Origin of the sequence: Amycolatopsis tolypomycina (assembly GCF_900105945.1) — a bacterium.
In the GTDB taxonomy this organism is placed as follows: domain Bacteria; phylum Actinomycetota; class Actinomycetes; order Mycobacteriales; family Pseudonocardiaceae; genus Amycolatopsis; species Amycolatopsis tolypomycina.
Genome location: NZ_FNSO01000004.1, coordinates 1271414 through 1290276 on the forward strand (window position 1 = coordinate 1271414; position 18863 = coordinate 1290276).

Here is an 18863-nt window from a genome sequence, read left to right on the forward strand (position 1 = left end):
GCCCTCCGCAGCCGTGGGCCGTGTTCCATTGTAACGACGGTACGCGCATGCGGTGCGAAGCGATCACCCTCAGCGCCGATTCAGTGCTGGATGCCCTCCGCCGCGGCGGCCGCGGCGCCGACGATGCCGGCGTTGTTCTGCAGGCTCGCCACCAGCACCGGAGTGCGGATGTCCAGCAGCGGCACCCATTTCTCGGCCTTCTTGCTGACCCCGCCGCCGACGATGAACAGATCGGGCCAGATCAGGTTCTCCAGCACGGTCAGGTAACGGTGCACGCGCTTGGACCATTCGGGGTAGGAGAGCCCCTCGTTGTCCTTCACCGAAGCGGCCGCGCGCTTCTCGGCGTCGTGGCCGTCGATCTCGAGGTGGCCGAATTCGGTGTTGGGGACGAGCTTGCCGTCCTGGAACACCGCGCTGCCGATGCCGGTGCCGAAGGTGAGCAGCGCGGTCACGCCCGTGCGCGCGACCGGGTCGCCGAAGCGGATCTCCGCCATGCCGGCCGCGTCGGCGTCGTTGAGCATCGCGACCTGGTCGACGCTGCGGCCGAGCCGCTTGGCGAACAGCGCGTCGGCGTCGGTGCCGATCCACTGCTTGTCGATGTTGGCCGCGGTGTGCGCGACGCCCTTCTTGACGACCGCCGGCAGCGTGACGCCGACCGGGCCGTCCCAGCCCGCCTGCGTGACGATGTCGTGCACGACGTCCGCCACCGCCGACGGCGTGGACGGCTTCGGCGTTTCGATCCGGATGCGGTCACCGATGAGCTGTCCCTTGTCCAGGTCGACCAAGGCGCCCTTGATCCCGCTGCCGCCGATGTCGATGCCGAAACCTCGGCGGGTCGCCTCCACCACGGACGTGGTCCCTTCTCGCACGATTCAGAAGCCTGCCTCGGAGACTTTAACCGGATGTGGTGACATGTCGGACGTGGGAGTTGACGAGTCGTTGCTGAAAAGCGTCGCGGTGCAGGTCGCGACGGAGGCCTCCGCCCTGGTCCGCGAGGCCTGGGAGGGGATGTCGTCCGGTCGCGCGGTCGCCGTCGGGACCAAGTCCGGCGCCACCGACGTGGTGACCGCGGTGGACCACGAGTCGGAGCGGCTGGTGCGGTCGCGGCTGGCTTCGCTGCGGCCCGGCGAGCCGGTGCTGGGCGAGGAAGGCGGCGGCGCCACGGGCGACGGCGTGACGTGGGTGGTCGACCCGATCGACGGGACGGTCAACTTCCTCTACGGGCTCCCGTGGTTCGCGGTCTCGGTGGCGGCCCAGGTCGCCGGCGAGTCGGTGGCGGGCGCGGTGGTCGAGCCGGCGAGCGGCCGGGTCTGGTCGGCGGCCCGCGGCCAGGGCGCGTTCCTGGACGGACGGCGCCTGGCGGTGTCGGCACCGGCGCGGCTGGAGGTGACGTTGGTCGGAACCGGTTTCGCGTACTCGCCTTCGCGGCGGGTGCGGCAGTCGCGCTTCGCGGCGTCGCTGCTCGGGCAGGTGCGGGACATCCGCCGCAACGGGGCGGCGTCCCTGGACCTGTGCGCGGTGGCGGCGGGCTGGCTGGACGCGTACGTGGAGCACGGGCTCAACCGCTGGGACTGGGCGGCGGGAGCGCTGATCGCGGCGGAGGCGGGCGCGGAGGTGTCCCTGCCGGGAACGGCACCGGAGCTGGGCGCGGACGCGACGTACGCGGCGGCGCCGTCGATCGCGGACCCGCTGCGCAAGGCGCTGGCGGACTGCGGGGCGGCGGAGGTGTGAGCGGCCCTTCGCGCGGTTCCCGGATGTCATGAACGAGTCGTTCATGACATCCGGCGCCATGAACGACTCGTTCATGACATGCGGGGCGGCGGCCGGGTGAGCGCCGGGCTTCAGCGCGGGGTCAGCACTCCACGTCGCGGGCCGAGGCGAGCAGCGTCTGGTCGACCACCGGGGCCTTCGCGCCCGCGGACTGCTCGTTGCCGCCGCCGCCCTGGTGGGCCTTCGACCAGTCCGCGAGCTGGGTGATGATCTGGCGGGCCTCGGGGCGCGGCCGCAGGTCGCCGAAGAGCGTGCCCGTCACCACGTCGACGCTGGCGTCCTTGCGGTTGTCCTGCACCAGCTCGGCGCAGGGCACCACCAGGCTCAGCGTCCGGGCCGCCGTCACGCCGTTCTCGCCGAACCGGATCTGGCCGCGGCACTTGGCCTCGCGACCGTCGTAGGCCGGGTCGTTGGCCGGCTCCGCGGCGCCGGTGAAGCCGAGCTCGCGCAGCGTTGTCGTGGTGATGCCGCCCTGGCCGCGGCTGCCCGAGGCGTTGAGGACCCGGTAGGCGATCTTGTCCGGCGACACGGGTGTGCGGTCGTCGAGCGCGTTGTGGGGGAGGGTGCTGAACGTGACGCCCGGTGGCGGGCTCGCGGGCGGGTCGCACTTGACGGCCTCGTCGATGTCGCCCTTGCCGATCGCCGCGTTCACCCAGACGACGATCGCGCCGAGGGCGAGCACGCCGATGACGATCAGCGCCGGCAGCGGCTTGTGCTTGCGATACGGCCGCGCCCCACGGTCCCCGATGCCGTTCCCCGACGCCACCTGCCCGTCCCTTCCCGAACACGAAACCGATCGTGCGTTCCGGGCACCGCCCGAGGCCGATCAGCCTAGGCGCTGCGGTCGGCGCACGTGGTCCCGGGTCACCCCCGTGGGCTCCCGCGCTCGTCCTGCGGTACCGGGCCCCAGCCGGACCGATCCCCGTGCAGCGATCGCACCACGACGGGCCCGGCCGGGGCAAGCGGACACGGGTCGCGCGTGAAGTTCTCCACCCGCGCGCAACCCGAACGGACGACAACGCGTCTTACCTGCGGGTTCCCCCTGTCGGGTGACGATTCCCCGGCAATGTCTGACTCGTTGCAGAACCCGGATCGCGGTGAGCTACCCTTCCCGGGCTCCGGCCGCAGGAAGAGGCCCGAAAAGAAGAGACCTCGGTCACTTCGGCCGTCGGGCACAAACAGGGGCCCTGGAACGTTGACCAGCGGCACGGCGGACTCGCGGGCGCATCCGGGAGTCCGGGAAAACGACTACACAAGCTGATCGCAGGGGTGAGGGACAACATGGCTACCGACTACGACGCTCCGCGCCGCAGCGAAGCCGACGAGCTGGCCGAAGACTCGTTGGAGGAGCTCAAGGCCCGGCGGAACGAGAACCAGTCCGGCGTCGTCGACGTCGACGAGGACGCGACCGCCGAGAACTTCGAGCTGCCGGGTGCCGACCTCTCCGGGCTTTCCGGTGAGGACATGACCGTGAAGGTGGTGCCGAAGCAGGCGGACGAGTTCACCTGCTCCGTGTGCTTCCTGGTGCACCACCGCAGCCGGCTGGCCGAGGACAACGGCGGACGCCTGATCTGCCGCGACTGCGCCTGAGCGACACGCAGGGGTTCTCGGACACAGGGGACGAACAGACGCGACGGAGAGCCTCGAGGGAGCACGGGGAAGGCTCGAAGCGCGCTGGGGACAAGGGGGCCGGCCGGCAGGCCGGCCCCCTTCCCCATGCCGGGGTTCAGGAGCTCTTGAGCAGCTCGGCGACCTTTTCCGGGTGCCGGGTGCTGAACAGCCAGTACGGCGTGGGGTCGTTCTCGTCGGTGAGGTGCACCTTCACGACCGGGCCGACCCAGCCGCGGTGCAGCACGTAGGCGGCCGGGTCGCCGTCGCGGCCCAGTGCCTTGCGCTTGGCCTCCTTGTCGAAGATCTCCACCTCGCCGGCGAACCGCCGCGGCAGGTGGGCGTCGCCGACCCACAGCTCCGGCTCGGCGCCGCCGGTGATCCGGACCTTCGACCGGCCCAGCGACAGCAGCAGCGCCACGACGACCGGCAACGCGATCACGTACGGCAGCCACGCCCGGATCCCCGGGTACCCGAGGTCGATCTCGGCGGCCAGGAGGATCGCGCCCAGGACCGGCAGCGGCCAGCCCCACCACGGGACGTACAGCCGTTCGGAGTGCCGGACCGCGGTGTTCGCGGCCGTCTTCGCTGATTCACCCACGGGAACAGAGTAATCTCGCGGCCCGTGTCCAGCGTTCAGGTACTCCTCTCCCGGCTCGATCCGGATGTCCCGCTGCCCGCCTACGCCCGACCGGGCGACGCGGGCGCCGATCTCGTCACCACCTCGGATATCGTGCTGCGACCCGGGGAACGCGGCGTCGTCGGCACCGGCGTCGCGATCGCGCTGCCGCCCGGGTACGCGGGGTTCGTCCACCCGCGGTCCGGCCTGGCCGCCCGGGCAGGCCTTTCGGTGGTGAACACCCCGGGCACGATCGACTCGGGCTACCGCGGCGAGATCAAGGTCTGCCTGATCAACCACGACCCGGTGCACCCGCTGGAGCTGACGCGCGGCGACCGCATCGCCCAGCTGGTCGTGCAGCGGGTCGAGCACGCCGAGTTCGTCGAGGTCGACGCGCTCGACGCGACCGAGCGGGGCGACGGAGGCTACGGCTCCACGGGTGGACACGCCACACTGGGAGCACCGGCGCTCGCCGCGAGCGCCGCCACGGGGGAAGGAACGGAGAAGTAGTGGGGATTTTCGGACGCAAGCGGCGGACCGAGGGCGGATCCGCCGGACGGCACGCCGCGCCCGAGTCTGACGACACGATCGAGGACGAGGCGTACGAAGAGGATTCGGAGCTTTCGGACGTTTCCGACGGTCCGTTCGACGTCGCCGACTTCGAAGACGACGGCATCCCGCGGATCGACCTCGGCTCGGTGAAGGTGCCGGTGCCCGACGGTTCCCAGGTCCAGGTCGAGATGGACCCGGAGGCCGGCGGCGTGCGCGCCGTGCACGTCGTCACCGAGCAGGGCCAGATCACGGTCAGCGCGTACGCCGCGCCGCGCTCGGGCGGGCTGTGGCGGGAGGTCAGCTCCGAGCTGGCCGACCAGCTGCGGTCCGACGGCGCGAAGGTCACCATCGGCCGCGGCGTGTGGGGTCTGGAGATCTCGGCCATCATCGGCGACGTCGCCCTGCGCTTCGTCGGCGTCGACCGGCCCCGCTGGATGCTGCGCGGCGTCATCGCCGGCCCGCAGTCGGAGGCCGCGGCGGCCGTCGAGGTGCTGCGCGAGATCGTCCGGCGGACCATCGTCGACCGCGGCGACGCCCCGATGCCGGTCCGCACCCCGCTGACCATCACGCTGCCCGAGGCGGTCGCCGAGCACATCGCGGCCCAGCAGCAGCAGGGCTGACGTCACCGTCCGTGAAGGCCACCTCCCGGCGAGGTGGCCTTCACGGCGTTTTCCGGGCCCTCAGGAAGGCGAGGACGGTCGCCCGGCCGAGGGACTCGCGGTCCGCGCCCAGCGCCGTGAGCGTCGTCTCCCCGAGGGCCGCGCGGGGGAGTGCGCTCGCCCACTCCGATGCGACTTTCGTCGGGTGGATCGGGTCGTCGGTGCAGGTGCCGATCCCGGCCGGGACGTCGAGCGCCGCGAGGTCGGCCAGGGTCGGCGCCGGACGGCCCGCGGCGGCGCGCAGGCTGCCGGCGAGGCCGTCGCCGTGGCGGCGCCACGCCCGGTCCAGTTCGGCCCGCAGCCAGTCTGGGCTGCCCGCGGTCTGGGCCAGTGCCGCGGCGACGCCGGAATCGGCCACCAGATCCGCCGTCAGCGTCGCGGCGAGCGATGCGGGTGCCGGGCCCGGGACGCCGTTCCAGGCCGGGAGGGCGGCCAGCAGGCCCCCGCAACGGGCCGGGTTGCGGACCGCCCACTCCGCGGCGAGGTGGGCGCCGAAGGAGATGCCGCCGACGAGGAGGGCGCCCTGCTCGTCCGCGAGCGCGTCGAGGGTCGCCAGGTAGGCGTCGCCGAGCCCGGCACCAGGGGTCGGCGGTGGCGCGATGAGCGGGACGCCGAGGGCACGCAGGGGCCGTTCGAAGACGGCCCGGACGAACACGTCGTCCGAGCCGGTGCCGGGCAGCAGCACCGCCGTGGGAACTCTGATTGCGGACGTCACGTTGCAATCCTTGCGCAAAGGCGTTTCCCTGGCGGGGACCGCAGCTACGCTGGAAATCGCACGGGCCGCATGCACCACGTCGGGGGCCCCGGAGCACAGGAGTACCTATGTCCGCCAAAGACGGCGGCTACTTCAGCCGGTTGGTTCGCAAGCTGACCAGCGACGTCGAGGATCTCGACGCCGACGAAATGTCGATGAGGTCCGGCGCCGAGGGGGCGCAGCGGGCGTGTGACTGCCGCTCCGGCGAAGAGGTCACCGTGATGGGGCGGCTGCGCAGCGTCGAACTCTGCCCGACCAACGAGGCCGCCACGCTGGAGGCGGAGCTGTTCGACGGGACACAGGGCGTGACGCTAATCTGGCTCGGCCGCCGCCGGATCCCGGGCATCGAGCCTGGCCGGACGATCAAGGTGCGCGGCCGGATGGCCGAGCGTGACGGCCAGAAGGTGCTGTACAACCCCTATTACGAGCTCCAGAGCCCAGTGAGTTGATCACCCATCGTGACTGAACCCGCCTCGAGCGAGAAGAAGACCGACGGCGAAGAGCCGCAGCCCACCCTGCTGGAGCAGATGGGCGGCGTGTCCGGCCTGATCTACTCGTCGGTACCGGTGATCGTCTTCGTGCTGGCGAACGCGTTCTTCGGCCTGACGGCGGCGATCTGGACGGCGATCGGCAGCGCGGTGGCCATCACGGTGCTGCGCGTGGTCCGCAAGGAGCCGCTGCAGCCGGCGATCTCGGGCTTCTTCGGCGTCGCGATCGCGGCGTTCATCGCCTACCGCACGGGGTCGGCGAAGGGGTTCTTCCTGTTCGGGATCTACGCGAGCCTGATCTACTGCGGCATCTTCGTGCTGTCGGTGGTGGTGCGCTGGCCGATCGCGGGCGTGGTCTGGAACCTGCTCAACGGCACGGGCCAGGCATGGCGCAAGGACAAGCCGTCCCGCTACGGCTACGACATCGCCACCCTGGCGATGGCGGCGATCTTCGCGGCCCGGTTCGTGGTGCAGCGGTGGCTGTACCAGGAGGACTACACGGGCTGGCTGGCCTTCGCGAAGATCGCGATGGGCTACCCGCTGTACGCGCTGGGCCTGCTGGTGGTCGTGTGGGCGGTCCGCCGGTCGGACAAGCGCCTGAAGGCACTGGCCGAGTCGGAGCCCACCCCGGAGACGGACGCGGAGATCGAGGCCCGCCTGCGCGAGAAGTACGCAACCCCGGAGTCCTGAGCCGCACAACCCGCGCGCGTTGGGGGCGCCCCCCGGTTTCCACTCTACCGGCCGCCACCGACAGTTTCGCCGCGCCGGCGCCCGATCACGCTGATGCCTCCACAATCACGCGTGATGCCCCTCCAGACACGCGTGATGCCTCCCTGATCACGCGAGATGCCTCGTCCAGCACGTGAGATCCGGCCCCAATCACGTGAGATCCGGGCCCGATCACGCGAGTCCCGCCCCCAATCACGCGAGTCCCGCCCCCAATCACGCGAGACGGCCAGGGCCCACGGCACGAGACCGGACGACACCCAGACCCCCGCAACCCCGATCCGAAGCCAGAACACGGCCGGCGGCGCCGGGGCAAGGCACGCTTTCCCGCCTTGACGCGGCGCTGCCGGCCGTAGTCACAATCAGGCTTCGGGGTGGCGGAGGCCGAACCAGCGGAGGCCGAACCAGAGGCAAAGCCTCAGTACCCGAGCGCCGTCCGAATCTCCGGCTCCACATCGGCAGTCGCGACGAAGAGCAGCTCGTCGCCAGGCTCCAGCGGGTCCTCCGGCTGCGGCACGATCACCCGGTCACCCCGCAGAATGGTCACCAACGCCGCATCCCGAGGCAGTGTCAGCTCGCTCACCGGCTTCCCGGCCAGCGGCGTCTCCGCCGGCAGCGTCAGCTCGACGAGGTTCGCGTTGCTCTGCCGGAACGTCATCAGCCGCACGAGGTCGCCGACGCTGACCGCCTCCTCGACCATCGCCGCCAGCATCCGCGGGGTCGAGACGGCGACGTCCACGCCCCAGGCGTCGGTGAACAGCCACTCGTTGGCCGGGTTGTTCACCCGGGCCACCACGCGCCGCACCGCGAACTCCGTCTTGGCCAGCAGCGAGACCACCAGGTTCGCCTTGTCGTCGCCCGTCGCGGCGATGACGACGTCGCACTGCTCGATCCCGGACTCCTCCAGGATCGACACCTCGCACGCGTCGCCGAGCACCCAGTCGGCCTGCTCGACCGCGTGCGGCTCGAACTGGTCGGCCTCGCGCTCGATCAGCATCACCTGGTGCCTGCCGTCGATCAGCTCGGCGGCGATGGAGCGGCCGACCGCCCCGGCGCCCGCAATCGCGACCCTCATGCCTCGTCCTCCGGTTCGCGGTGGGCCACACTCGTCACGTCGCTGACGGTGCCGGACCGCGCCGCCACCCACACGACGTCGTCGGCCTGCAGCACCGTCTTGGTGTCGGGCAGCACGCCGGTGCCGAAGCGCATGATGAACGCCACCCGCGCGCCGGTCGCCTCCTGCAGGGACCGCACCGAGTGCCCGACCCAGCCCTCGTGCAGCGGCAGCTGCAGCAGCGCCACGTTGCCCGACGGGTCACGCCACGCCGACGCGACGCCGTCCGGCAGCAGGGTGCGCAGGAACCGGTCGGTGGTCCACGGCACGGTCGCGACCGTCGGGATGCCCAGCCGCTCGTACACCGCCGCGCGCTTGTGGTCGTAGATGCGCGCGACGACGTGCTCGATGCCGAAGTTCTCGCGCGCGACCCGCGCCGAAATGATGTTCGAGTTGTCGCCGCTGGACACCGCCGCGAACGCGCCGGCCCGCTCGATGCCCGCCTCGATCAGCACCCGGCGGTCGAAGCCGACGCCGACGACCTGCTGGCCGTGGAAGTCGCTGCCGAGCCGGCGGAACGCCTGCTGGTTCTTGTCGATGACGGCCACCTCGTGGCCGAGCCGCTCCAGCGCAGCGGCCAGGGACGCGCCGACCCGGCCGCATCCCATGATCACCACGTGCACGCCCTGCCTCCTCCTCGGCGGTTACCCGTCCGACCTACCCCTATCCACCAGCGCCGAACCTACCGTGCCCCGGTGCCGTTAGGCTTTCGTGGTGTCGAAGTTCCCGACCGTGCTGAAACGCCTGGTCCTCGGACGTCCGTTCCGCAGTGACCGGCTGTCCCACACGCTGCTGCCCAAGCGCATCGCGCTGCCGATCTTCGCCTCCGACGCGCTCTCGAGCGTGGCGTACGCGCCGGAAGAAATTTTCCTGACGCTGAGCGTGGCGGGTCTCTCGGCGTACGCGCTGGCGCCGTGGATCGGCATCATGGTCGCCCTGGTCATGCTCGTCGTCGTCGCGTCCTACCGGCAGAACGTGCACGCCTACCCGAGCGGCGGCGGCGACTACGAGGTCGCCAACACGAACCTGGGCGGCAGGTTCGGCCTCACGGTGGCCAGCGCGCTGCTCGTCGACTACGTGCTCACCGTCGCGGTGTCCACTTCGTCCGGTGTGGCCAACATCGGCTCGGCGGTCCCGTGGGTGGCGCAACACAAAGTGCTCGCGTCGATCGTCATCGTGGTCGTGCTGACGTCGCTGAACCTGCGCGGCATCCGCGAGTCGGGCAAGGCCTTCGCGATCCCGACGTACGGCTTCATCATCGGCATCCTGCTCATGGTCGTCTGGGGCCTGGTCCAGGCCGCCACCGGCACCGAGATGAAGGCCGAGAGCGCCGGGTTCACGCTGAACGCCGAAGGCACCTTCGCGGGCGTCGCGTACGCGTTCCTGGTGCTGCGGGCGTTCTCCTCCGGCGCGGCCGCGCTGACCGGGGTCGAGGCGATCAGCAACGGTGTCCCGGCGTTCCGGAAGCCGAAGTCGAAGAACGCCGCGACCACGCTGCTGATGATGGGCGTGCTGGCGGTCACCATGCTGGTCGGCATCATCACCCTGGCCACGATCACCGACGTCAAGTTCGCCGAGGACCCGGCGACGCAGCTCGCCGGCGCGCCCGCGGGCTACGAGCAGAAGACGATCGTCGCGCAGATCGCGCACGCGGTGTTCGCCGACTTCCCGCCGGCGTTCTACTACATCTCCTTCTCCACCGGCATCATCCTGCTGCTGGCCGCCAACACCGCGTTCAACGGCTTCCCGGTGCTCGGCTCGATCCTGGCGCAGGACCGCTACCTGCCGCGGCAGCTGCACACCCGCGGCGACCGGCTGGCGTTCTCGAACGGCATCCTGTTCCTCGCGGCGTTCGCGCTGGTCCTGATCATCGCGTTCGACGCCGAGGTCACCCGGCTCATCCAGCTCTACATCGTCGGCGTGTTCGTGTCGTTCACGGTGAGCCAGGCCGGCATGATCCGGCACTGGAACCGGTTGCTGGCCAAGGAAACCGACCCGGGCGTGCGGCGGCGGATGCGGCGCTCGCAGACGGTCAACGCGATCGGCCTGACGATGACCGCGACCGTCCTGGTGATCGTGCTCATCACCAAGTTCCTGCTCGGCGCCTGGATCGCGATCGCCGCCATGGTGGCGATCTACGTGCTGATGACGGCGATCCGGCGGCACTACGACCGGGTGGCCGACGAGCTGAAGGACCTCGGCGACACCCCGACCGTGCTGCCCTCGCGCAACCACGCCATCGTCCTGGTGTCCAAACTGCACCGTCCGACGCTGCGCGCGCTGGCCTACGCCAAGGCGATGCGCCCGGACGTCCTCGAAGCCGTGACGGTCAATGTGGACGATGCGGACACGCGGCGCCTGACCCAGGAATGGGACGCGCACAACTTCAAGGTGCCGCTGAAGGTCGTCGAGTCGCCCTACCGCGAGATCACGAAGCCGGTGCTCGACTACGTGAAGCGCGTGCGCGGTGACAATCCGCGCAACGTGGTCACCGTGTTCATCCCGGAGTACGTGGTCGGGCACTGGTGGGAGCAGGTGCTGCACAACCAGAGCGCGCTGCGGCTCAAGGGCAGGCTGCTGTTCCAGTCCGGCGTGATCGTGGCGAGCGTGCCGTGGCAGCTGGAGTCGTCGGCCAAGGCGGCCGCGCGGGTCCGGAACGAGCGCCCGGCGGCCGGCGACGTCCGCCGCGGGTTCTCGGCCAACGGGAAGCCGGTCGCGGCGCCGAAGCCCAAGGAGCCTGCCGAATGACCAGCTGGCTGGGCCGGGTCCTCGAGGTCGAGGTGGGCGCGGTGGCGCACGGCGGGCACTGCGTCGCGCGCGCGGACGGGCGGGTCGTGTTCGTCCGGCACGCGCTGCCGGGCGAGCAGGTCCGCGTCGAGATCACCGAGGACAACGGCGGTTCGTTCTGCCGCGGGGACGCGATCGAGGTGCTTTCGGCGTCGCCGCACCGGGTGCCGCCGCCGTGCCCGCTGGCGGTGCCCGGCGGCTGCGGCGGCTGCGACTGGCAGCACGCGGACCCGGACCACCAGCGTTCGCTCAAGGCGTCGGTCGTGGCGGAGCAGCTGCGGCGGCTGGCGGGGATCGAGCGCGAGGTCGTCGTGGAGGCCCTCGACGGCGGGCCGCTGGACTGGCGCAGCCGGGTCCGGCTGGTCGCCGGGCGCGACGGCCGTGCCGGGCTGCGCGCCCACCACAGCCACCGCGTGGTGGCGCTGGACGACTGCCCGATCGCGGTCCCCGGCGAGCTCGACGACGTCCTGGCGCGGCGCTGGCGGCCGGGCAGCGAGCTGGAGGTCACCCGCGACGGTGACGGCGACGTGCACGTCCGGGAGCTGTCGACCGTGCGCGGGAAGGTGCGGGCGCGGCAGCTGAGCGGCGGCGTCGCGGTCCAGCACGCGGCGGGCCGCGACTGGCGCCTCGACGCACACGGCTTCTGGCAGGTCCACCCGGCGGCGGCGTCGACGCTGGCCGCGGTCGTGGGGGAGTGGGCGGAGGCTCCGTCCGGGGGCACGGCCTGGGACCTCTACGCGGGGGTCGGGCTGTTCGCCTCGGTGCTGGCGGCGCAGGTCGGCGCTTCGGGCCACGTGCTGGCGGTCGAGTCCGGCCGGCGCGCGGTCGCCGACGGCGAGCGCAACCTCGCGGACCTGCCGCAGGTTTCGTGGCGTGCGGGGCGCGTGGAGCACGTGCTGGCGTCGGCGGCCAAGCCGGTCGACGTGGTGGTGCTGGACCCGCCTCGCAAGGGCGCGGGCAAGGCGGTCGTGGAGTCGATCGTGGCAGGTTCACCCGATCGAGTCGTGTACGTGGCCTGCGACCCGGCGGCACTGGCCCGTGACCTGGCGTTCTTCAGCGCCCACGGCTATTCGCTGACGGATTTGAGGGCGTTCGACGCGTTCCCGATGACCCACCACGTGGAGTGCGTGGCGCTGCTGTCCTGAGTTTTTGTCGGTGGTGGTCGCCACACTGTCGCCATGACCGAATTCGATGACTTCGACCTCGCGGCTTCAACGGTGACCGGCCTGGTCACCGCGGTCCGTGCCGACCAGTGGGCGCACCCGACGGCGTGCCAGGACTGGGACGTGCGCGCGGTGGTGAACCACCTGGCGCACGGAAACGCGAAAGTGGCGTTCTGGGCGGGCGCGGGCCCGCCGGTCCCGGACGGCGATTACCTGGGGCCGTCGCCCGTTTCGGCGTTCGCCGCATCGGTGGCGGCGGCCCGGGCGGTGCTGGCCGCACCCGGGCTCCTCGCGCGGCAGGTGACAACGCCGCTCGGTGAGGTGCCGGGGGTGTTCCTGGTGCACATGAGGGTGAACGAGTACCTCGCCCACGGCTGGGACATCGCGGACGCGACCGGGCAGCCGACGGACCTGCTGCCCGACCTGGCGGCCCAGGCGCTGGCGCAGTGGCGCACCCGGTTCGGCTCGACGCCGAGGCAGCCGGGCGGCCCGTTCGGCCCGGAGATCCCGGCACCCCCGGACGCAACGGCGGCCGACCGGCTGGCGGCGTTCCTCGGCCGGAAGGCGGTGAACGGCTAGAGACCAGGCTTCCGGCCCGAGAACGGCGGCCGGACCGGGCGGGGTCGCCACGTTCCGGTGCTCGGCAGGTGCTTTCGGTGGTCGCAGGGGCGATTCGGCGGTGGTCGGGGTTCGGCGGGCCGGCGCGGGGTTGCGTGCACGCTGTCGCGTGTCGACCTTCCAGTCACGCGTGTCGACCCTCCAGTCACGCGTGTCGACCCTCCAGTCACGCGTGTCGGCCCTCCAGTCACGCGGGTGGAGTTGCCCCGTGGGGCCGGACACCTTGATTCCAGACAGTGGTCTGGAGGGAGGATGTCCTGATGTCTTCCAGGTCGAAGTATCCGGAGCAGTTCCGACGGGACGCGGTCGAGCTGGTCAACTCGAGTGACCGGCCGTTGCGGCAGATCGCCCGCGAACTAGGGGTCAACCACGAGACCCTGCGGGCGTGGGTCAACACCGCCAAGCAGGCCGCGGAGGCCGGGCCGCCGGCAGAAGACCCGGCGGAGGCCCTGGAGGTGACGCGGTTGCGGAAGCAGGTCGCTGAGCTGCAGAAAGAGAAGGAGATCCTGCGGAAAGCGGCCGCCTATTTTGCGCGCGAGATGGATCGATGATCTACCGCTACCGGTTCATCTCCGAACACCGCGCCATCTACGGCGTCAAGCGGTTGTGCCAGGTCCTGGGCCTGCGCCGGCAAGGCTTCCACGAATGGGTCGCCGCCGAAGCAGCCCGGATCCGCCGGGCGGAGGCCGAGGCCGAACTGGTCCGGCTGATCACCGAGATCCATGCCGAACACCAGGGTGCCTACGGCGTCCCGCGGATCACCGCCGAACTGCACCGCCGCGGGATCGTGGTGAACCACAAGCGGGTCGAGCGGCTCATGCGCGCACACGACCTGGCCGGGATCACCCGCCGCAAACGCCGAGCGTTGACCCGGCCTGCGGCCGGCCCGGTCACCCCAGCACAGGACCTGATCCGCCGCGACTTCACCGCCGAGAAACCCGGGACACGGCTGGTCGGGGACATCACCTGCCTGCCCACCTTCGAGGGCTGGCTCTACCTGGCCACCGTCATCGACCTGCACACCCGGGAGGTCATCGGCCACGCCATGGCCGACCACATGCGCACCGACCTCGTCTGCGACGCCATCGACCTCGCGACCGCCCGCGGCCTCATCCAGCCCGACGCGGTGTTCCACTCCGACCGCGGAGTCCAATACACGAGCAGCCAGTTCCGGGCCGCCCTCGCCGAGCACCGGATCCGCCCGTCGGTCGGGCGGGTGGGGTCCTGCTACGACAACGCCGTCGCCGAAGCCTTCTTCGCCACCCTGAAGACCGAAATCGGTGTCTCGATCTGGCGCACCCGCGCCGAGGCGCGCCAGGACGTGTTCACCTGGCTGCACTACTACAACCACAACCGGCTGCACTCAACGGTCGGCCAGAACACCCCAGCCGAAGCCCGAATCAACTATCGTCAGGCCTCAGCTGCCTGAAAACCCCGTGTCCGCCTCACCGGGGCAACTCCACGGGTCGGCCGTGTGGGTGCGCGTGTCGACCCTCCAGTCACGCGTGTCGGCCCTCCAGTCACGCGGGTCGGCCGTGTGGGTGCGCGTGTCGACCTTCCAGTCACGCGTGTCGACCCTCCAGTCACGCGTGTCGACGCTCCAGTCACGCGGGTCGGCCGTGTGGGTGCGCGTGTCGACCTTCCAGTCACGTGGGTCGGCCGTGTGGGTGCGCGAGTCGACCCCTGGGGTGCGCGGGTCACCCGATGCATGCTGCGGGACGCCCGCCGCCGCGCAGCGGCGGGCGCTCAGCCGCTGCGCCGGGATCGGGAGGTGGCTGCTGCGCGGTGGTGCGGCGGTTGCCGCTGGGCATGCGCGGCGTTGCTGCGCGCCGATACGGCGGATACCGCTCAGCCCGGGCGGCGGCGGCCGTTCAGCCTGCCCGGCGCACCGCGAACGCCGCGGCCAGCCCGGTCACCGTCATCGCCACGCCCGACACCAGCAGCACCCACGCTCCCGCACCCGGGGCGATCCGGGCCGAGGGCTGGAAGCGGGCCACGTGCGGCAGCGTCACCACCAGGTGCCGCAGCACCACGCCGGTCACCACCAGGCCGGGCAGGCACGCCATCGCCAAAGGCTCGTCGCGGTTGCGGACCAGCGTCAGGTACGTCAGCGTGCCCGCCGCGAGCACCGCCGCCGCGCACACCAGGCGGAGGCTCACCGCCAGCTCGGGGTCGGGCGTGCCCGGATCCAGCACGCCCGCGTGCCGGGCCGTGCGCAGGGTCAGCCCGGCGATCACCCCGAGCCCGGCCGCGGCCGCCAGGACCGCGCGCGGGACCCGGCTGCGCCTGCCCGGTCGCTGCTGCACTCCGGCAGCATAAGCGCGTGCTCAGCCCCCGAACCAGTGTTGCGGTCCCGGGCGCAGGTTCTGGTAGATGTGCTTGACCTCGGTGTACTCGGCCAGCCCCGTCGGGCCCAGCTCGCGGCCGAACCCGGACTGCTTGTAGCCGCCCCACTCGGCCTGGGGCAGGTACGGGTGGAAGTCGTTGATCCACACCGTCCCGTGGCGCAGCCGTCCGGCGACCCGCTGCGCCCGCGAAGCGTCGTTCGTGAACACCGCGCCGGCCAGTCCGTAGTGCGTGTCGTTGGCGATGCGGACCGCGTCGTCCTCGTCGGTGAACGTCTCGACCGTCAGGACCGGGCCGAACGACTCGTCGACGACCGCCGACGACCCCTGTTTCACCTGGTCGAGGATGGTCGGCAGGTAGTAGAAGCCGTCGGCGAGGGCCGGGTCGTCCGGGCGGCGGCCGCCCGTGCGCAGCACCGCGCCCTCGGCCAGCGCCGCCGCCACGTACGCCTCGACCTTCTCGCGGTGCGCCGCCGAGATCAGCGGGCCCGTTTCGGCCTGCGCGTCGAACGGGCCGCCGAGGCGGATCCGCTCTGCCCGGCGCACCAGCTCGTCGACGAACTCGTCGTGCCACTCGCGCTGCACGATCAGCCGCGCGCCCGCCGAGCACACCTGGCCCGAGTGCAGGAACACCGCCGTCAGCGCGTAGTCGACCGCGGTCTCGAAGTCGGCGTCGGCGAACACCACGTTCGGGTTCTTCCCGCCCAGCTCCAGTGCCACCTTCTTGACCGTCCCGGCGGCCGCCGCGGCGATCACCTTGCCGGTCGCCAGGCCGCCGGTGAACGACACCAGGTCGACGTCCGGGTGGGACGCCAGCGGCGCGCCCGCCTCGGCGCCCGCGCCGAGCACCAGGTTGCCCGCGCCCGGCGGCAGGCCGGCCTCGGTGAGCAGCTTCATGAACAGGATCGCCGTGTGCGGGGTCAGCTCGCTGGGCTTGAGCACGAACGTGTTGCCCGCGGCCAGCGCGGGCGCGATCTTCCACACGGTCTGCAGCAGCGGGTAGTTCCAGGGCGTGATCAGCCCGCAGACACCGACCGGCTCGTGCACGATCCGGCTGATCGCGTCCGGGTTGCCGGTGTCGACGACGCGCCCGGCGTCCTGGGCCGCGAGCTTGCCGAAGTAGCGCAGGCAGGCGGCGATGTCGGCCATGTCGTAGCGGCTCTCGACCAGGCGCTTGCCGGTGTCGAGCGACTCGGCGCGGGCGAACGCCTCGGCGTCGCGGTCGAGCAGGTCCGCGGTGCGCAGCAGCAGGTCGCCGCGCAGGTGCGCGGGCGTGGCGGGCCACGGACCGGTGTCGAACGCCCGGCGCGCCGCCGCGATGGCGGCCTCGGTGTCCTTCGCGGTGCCCTCGGCGACCGTCGCGACCAGGGAACCGTCGGCCGGGCAGCGGATCTCGCGGCGCCCGCCGTCCACCGCGTCCACCCATTCGCCGCCGATGAAGAAATCCGCCATGCGATCCATTCTCGTGGCCACGCCGCGTGACCGCCACAGCGCCGCGGGGAGGCGCGGGTCACCCGGCGTGCTGACCTGTGGTCGCGCTCCGGCTGTGACGCCGGACGCGGCCTGCGGCCGGGCTCTGGCGGGTCTCCGTAGACTGGCCGGAACCGAGCGAGTGAGGTGGAGACGAGTGACGATGCTGGAGTCCGTGAGCGGACCGGCGGACCTGAAGCGCATGAGTGTCGAGGACCTCGGCGAACTGGCCGCCGAGATCCGGGACTTCCTCGTCGACAAGGTCCGGCGGGCGGGCGGTCACCTGGGGCCGAACCTCGGCGTCGTCGAGCTGACACTGGCGCTGCACCGCGTGTTCGACTCGCCGCGTGACGCGATCGTGTGGGACGTCGGGCACCAGGCGTACGTCCACAAGCTCGTCACCGGCCGCGCGGCCGGGTTCGACCTGCTGCGCCAGACCGGCGGGGTCACCGGTTACCCGTCGCGCGCGGAGAGTGAGCACGACTGGGTGGAGAGCAGCCACGCGTCGTCCGGTCTGTCCTATGTGGACGGCCTGGCAAAGGCGTTCGAGCTGGCCGGCGGCGGGCGGCACGCGATCGCCGTCGTCGGCGACGGCGCGCTCACCGGCGGCATGTGCTGGGAGGCGCTCAACAACATCGCCGCGCACCGGGAGCGCCCGGTCGTCGTCGTGATCAACGACAACGGGCGCTCGTACTCGCCGACCATCGGCGGCGTGGCCGACCACCTCGCGGCGCTGCGCCTGCAGCCCGGCTACGAGCGGCTCCTCGACGGCGGCCGCGAGATCCTCAAGCACACCCCGGTCCTCGGGAAGCCGATCTACGCGGCGCTGCACGCGGCGAAGGCCGGCCTGAAGGACGCGCTGAGCCCGCAGGCGATGTTCTCCGACCTGGGCCTGAAGTATCTCGGCCCGGTCGACGGGCACGACCAGGTGGCGCTGGAGAAGGCCTTCCACAGCGCGAAGTCGTTCGGCGGCGCGGTGATCGTGCACGTGGTCACCGAGAAGGGCCACGGCTACGCGCCCGCCGTCAACCACGAGCACGACCAGATGCACCAGACCGACCCGATCGACCCGGAGACCGGCCTGCCGCCGGTGAAGGGCCCGAGCTGGACCGGCGTGTTCGGCGACGAGCTGGCGAAGATCGGCAGCAGGCGCGAGGACGTCGTCGCGATCACCGCGGCGATGCTGCGCTCGACCGGGCTGGACAAGTTCGCCGACGCGTTCCCGGACCGCTGGTACGACGTCGGCATCGCCGAGCAGCACGCGGTCACCTCGGCCGCGGGCCTGGCCATGGGCGGGCTGCACCCGGTGGTGGCGATCTACTCGACGTTCCTCAACCGCGCGTTCGACCAGGTGCTGATGGACGTGGCGCTGCACCGCCTGCCGGTGACGCTGGTGCTCGACCGGGCCGGCATCACCGGGCCGGACGGGCCGAGCCACCACGGCATGTGGGACCTGTCGCTGCTCGGCATGGTGCCGGGCATGCGGGTGGCGGCGCCCCGCGACCCGGCCACGCTGCGCGAGGAGCTGAACGAGGCCGTCGACGTCGCCGACGGGCCGACGGCGCTGCGGTTCTCGAAGGGCAAGGTCGGCACGGACGTCACGGCCGTCGAGCGGATCGGCACGGTCGACGTGCTGCGCCGCCCGGCCGAGGGTGCCGACGTGCTGCTGGTGACCGTCGGCGCGTTCGCGACGCTCGGGCTGGCGGCCGCCGACCGGCTGGCCGACCAGGGGATCGGCGTGACGGTGGTGGACCCGCGCTGGGTGCTGCCGGTGCCGGCCGAGCTGGTGGCGCTGGCGTCGCAGCACAAGCTGGTGGTGACGGTCGAGGACAGCGGGCGGCACGGCGGTTTCGGGTCGGCTTTGGCCGCGATGTTCCGGGACGCCGAGTGCGACGTGCCGCTGCGGGACCTGGCGGTGCCGCAGTCGTTCCACGACCACGGCAGCCGCGACGAGGTCCTGGGGCGGATCGGGCTGACCGCGCAGGACGTGGCTCGGCGGGTGACGGAGTGGGCCTCCGGGCGGCTGGGCACCGCGGAAGAGCCGGCGAAGAACAGCGCCGACCGCAGCTGAGTGAACCGTTTCGCGAAGCGGGCCCCAGGACGTCTGGGGCCCGCTTCGCGTTGTGGACAGCCAAGGCCCGCCGGGGACTTCAGGCCGGAAACTGTCGGTGCCCTCCGGTAGAGTGGAAA

Annotated in this window: 20 protein-coding genes; 12 read left to right on the top strand and 8 right to left on the bottom strand. The window is 71.8% G+C overall.

Translation table 11 applies throughout. The annotated features are described in order from the left end of the window. Positions 1-80: 80 nt before the first annotated feature. A complete protein-coding gene (gene ppgK, locus BLW76_RS16555) occupies positions 81-848 on the bottom strand; it encodes a polyphosphate--glucose phosphotransferase (protein ID WP_091308114.1) in 768 nt (255 codons plus the stop codon). A gap of 64 nt (positions 849-912) precedes the next feature. Between ppgK and BLW76_RS16560 the strand changes: the two genes are divergently transcribed. After that, on the top strand, positions 913-1731 hold the full coding sequence (locus BLW76_RS16560; RefSeq protein ID WP_091308117.1) for an inositol monophosphatase family protein: 819 nt from the start codon (positions 913-915) through the stop codon (positions 1729-1731). Between the two features lie 121 nt (positions 1732-1852). On the opposite strand, the gene cei is transcribed toward BLW76_RS16560, so the two are convergent. Beyond that, the gene (cei, locus tag BLW76_RS16565; RefSeq protein ID WP_091308120.1) at positions 1853-2536 is read right to left on the bottom strand and encodes an envelope integrity protein Cei; all 684 of its coding nucleotides are present in this window, start codon (positions 2534-2536) and stop codon (positions 1853-1855) included. Positions 2537-3051: 515 nt separating this feature from the next. Between cei and BLW76_RS16570 the strand changes: the two genes are divergently transcribed. Beyond that, positions 3052-3360 carry a DUF4193 domain-containing protein gene (locus BLW76_RS16570; protein WP_013224476.1) on the top strand — a complete coding sequence of 103 codons (309 nt, stop codon included), beginning with the start codon at positions 3052-3054 and terminating at the stop codon, positions 3358-3360. A 136-nt stretch (positions 3361-3496) separates the two neighbouring features. Here the strand turns inward: BLW76_RS16570 and BLW76_RS16575 are convergent, their stop codons facing one another. After that, positions 3497-3979, bottom strand: coding sequence for a DUF3093 domain-containing protein (locus BLW76_RS16575; protein ID WP_091308122.1), 483 nt, complete (start codon positions 3977-3979; stop codon positions 3497-3499). Positions 3980-4003: 24 nt separating this feature from the next. Between BLW76_RS16575 and dut the strand changes: the two genes are divergently transcribed. Then, complete coding sequence (gene dut / locus BLW76_RS16580; protein ID WP_091308125.1) at positions 4004-4507, top strand: dUTP diphosphatase; 504 nt, start codon at positions 4004-4006, stop codon at positions 4505-4507. After that, complete coding sequence (locus tag BLW76_RS16585) at positions 4507-5169, top strand: DUF3710 domain-containing protein (protein WP_091308128.1); 663 nt, start codon at positions 4507-4509, stop codon at positions 5167-5169. Before dut ends, BLW76_RS16585 begins: the two co-directional genes overlap by 1 nt. Positions 5170-5209: 40 nt before the next feature. Here BLW76_RS16585 and BLW76_RS16590 read toward each other — a convergent pair whose 3' ends face one another. After that, positions 5210-5893 (bottom strand): alpha/beta fold hydrolase, encoded by a 684-nt coding sequence (locus BLW76_RS16590; protein WP_091308129.1) that lies wholly within the window; start codon positions 5891-5893, stop codon positions 5210-5212. Between the two features lie 137 nt (positions 5894-6030). Between BLW76_RS16590 and BLW76_RS16595 the strand changes: the two genes are divergently transcribed. Continuing rightward, positions 6031-6411: an OB-fold nucleic acid binding domain-containing protein gene (locus BLW76_RS16595; RefSeq protein ID WP_003074944.1), complete on the top strand. Its 381-nt coding sequence runs from the start codon at positions 6031-6033 to the stop codon at positions 6409-6411. A gap of 9 nt (positions 6412-6420) precedes the next feature. Further along, entirely contained in the window at positions 6421-7140 is a 720-nt protein-coding gene (locus BLW76_RS16600) for a DUF3159 domain-containing protein (protein ID WP_091308132.1), read from the top strand. A 454-nt stretch (positions 7141-7594) separates the two neighbouring features. Here the strand turns inward: BLW76_RS16600 and BLW76_RS16605 are convergent, their stop codons facing one another. Both BLW76_RS16605 and BLW76_RS16610 read right to left on the bottom strand, forming a co-directional pair. Continuing rightward, positions 7595-8251 (bottom strand): potassium channel family protein, encoded by a 657-nt coding sequence (locus BLW76_RS16605; RefSeq protein WP_003067924.1) that lies wholly within the window; start codon positions 8249-8251, stop codon positions 7595-7597. Further along, positions 8248-8913, bottom strand: a complete 666-nt coding sequence (locus BLW76_RS16610; protein ID WP_091308135.1) for a potassium channel family protein — start codon at positions 8911-8913, stop codon at positions 8248-8250. The genes BLW76_RS16605 and BLW76_RS16610 overlap by 4 nt, the downstream gene beginning before the upstream one ends. A 91-nt stretch (positions 8914-9004) precedes the next feature. Between BLW76_RS16610 and BLW76_RS16615 the strand changes: the two genes are divergently transcribed. The 5 genes from BLW76_RS16615 (at position 9005) to BLW76_RS16635 (ending at position 14287) form a co-directional block, all read left to right on the top strand. Next, a complete protein-coding gene (locus BLW76_RS16615) occupies positions 9005-11038 on the top strand; it encodes an APC family permease (RefSeq protein WP_208613310.1) in 2034 nt (677 codons plus the stop codon). Beyond that, positions 11035-12222: a class I SAM-dependent RNA methyltransferase gene (locus BLW76_RS16620; protein ID WP_091308139.1), complete on the top strand. Its 1188-nt coding sequence runs from the start codon at positions 11035-11037 to the stop codon at positions 12220-12222. The genes BLW76_RS16615 and BLW76_RS16620 overlap by 4 nt, the downstream gene beginning before the upstream one ends. Before the next feature lie 33 nt (positions 12223-12255). Further along, positions 12256-12819 (top strand): TIGR03086 family metal-binding protein, encoded by a 564-nt coding sequence (locus tag BLW76_RS16625; RefSeq protein ID WP_091308141.1) that lies wholly within the window; start codon positions 12256-12258, stop codon positions 12817-12819. A gap of 299 nt (positions 12820-13118) precedes the next feature. Then, positions 13119-13409, top strand: a complete 291-nt coding sequence (locus BLW76_RS16630; protein WP_091304319.1) for a transposase — start codon at positions 13119-13121, stop codon at positions 13407-13409. Continuing rightward, a complete protein-coding gene (locus BLW76_RS16635) occupies positions 13406-14287 on the top strand; it encodes an IS3 family transposase (RefSeq protein WP_091304318.1) in 882 nt (293 codons plus the stop codon). The genes BLW76_RS16630 and BLW76_RS16635 overlap by 4 nt, the downstream gene beginning before the upstream one ends. Before the next feature lie 442 nt (positions 14288-14729). On the opposite strand, the gene BLW76_RS16640 is transcribed toward BLW76_RS16635, so the two are convergent. Together BLW76_RS16640 and BLW76_RS16645 are read right to left on the bottom strand one after the other, a co-directional pair. Then, positions 14730-15164 (bottom strand): hypothetical protein, encoded by a 435-nt coding sequence (locus BLW76_RS16640; RefSeq protein WP_091308143.1) that lies wholly within the window; start codon positions 15162-15164, stop codon positions 14730-14732. Positions 15165-15185: 21 nt separating this feature from the next. After that, positions 15186-16655, bottom strand: coding sequence for an aldehyde dehydrogenase family protein (locus BLW76_RS16645; RefSeq protein WP_091308146.1), 1470 nt, complete (start codon positions 16653-16655; stop codon positions 15186-15188). A 175-nt stretch (positions 16656-16830) separates the two neighbouring features. On the opposite strand from BLW76_RS16645, the gene dxs reads away from it, so the two are divergent. Beyond that, positions 16831-18744: a 1-deoxy-D-xylulose-5-phosphate synthase gene (gene dxs, locus BLW76_RS16650; RefSeq protein WP_091308150.1), complete on the top strand. Its 1914-nt coding sequence runs from the start codon at positions 16831-16833 to the stop codon at positions 18742-18744. Positions 18745-18863 lie beyond the last annotated feature (119 nt).

Excerpts from the sequence above, each read along its gene's own strand:
- BLW76_RS16560 (WP_091308117.1), top strand. The coding sequence starts at position 913 with ATGTCGGACGTGGGAGTTGACGAGTCGTTGCTGAAAAGCGTCGCGGTG.
- BLW76_RS16570 (WP_013224476.1), top strand. The coding sequence starts at position 3,052 with ATGGCTACCGACTACGACGCTCCGCGCCGCAGCGAAGCCGACGAGCTG.
- BLW76_RS16595 (WP_003074944.1), top strand. The coding sequence starts at position 6,031 with ATGTCCGCCAAAGACGGCGGCTACTTCAGCCGGTTGGTTCGCAAGCTG.
- BLW76_RS16605 (WP_003067924.1), bottom strand. The coding sequence starts at position 8,251 with ATGAGGGTCGCGATTGCGGGCGCCGGGGCGGTCGGCCGCTCCATCGCC.
- BLW76_RS16620 (WP_091308139.1), top strand. The coding sequence starts at position 11,035 with ATGACCAGCTGGCTGGGCCGGGTCCTCGAGGTCGAGGTGGGCGCGGTG.
- BLW76_RS16625 (WP_091308141.1), top strand. The coding sequence starts at position 12,256 with ATGACCGAATTCGATGACTTCGACCTCGCGGCTTCAACGGTGACCGGC.
- BLW76_RS16630 (WP_091304319.1), top strand. The coding sequence starts at position 13,119 with ATGTCTTCCAGGTCGAAGTATCCGGAGCAGTTCCGACGGGACGCGGTC.
- BLW76_RS16635 (WP_091304318.1), top strand. The coding sequence starts at position 13,406 with ATGATCTACCGCTACCGGTTCATCTCCGAACACCGCGCCATCTACGGC.
- BLW76_RS16645 (WP_091308146.1), bottom strand. The coding sequence starts at position 16,655 with ATGGCGGATTTCTTCATCGGCGGCGAATGGGTGGACGCGGTGGACGGC.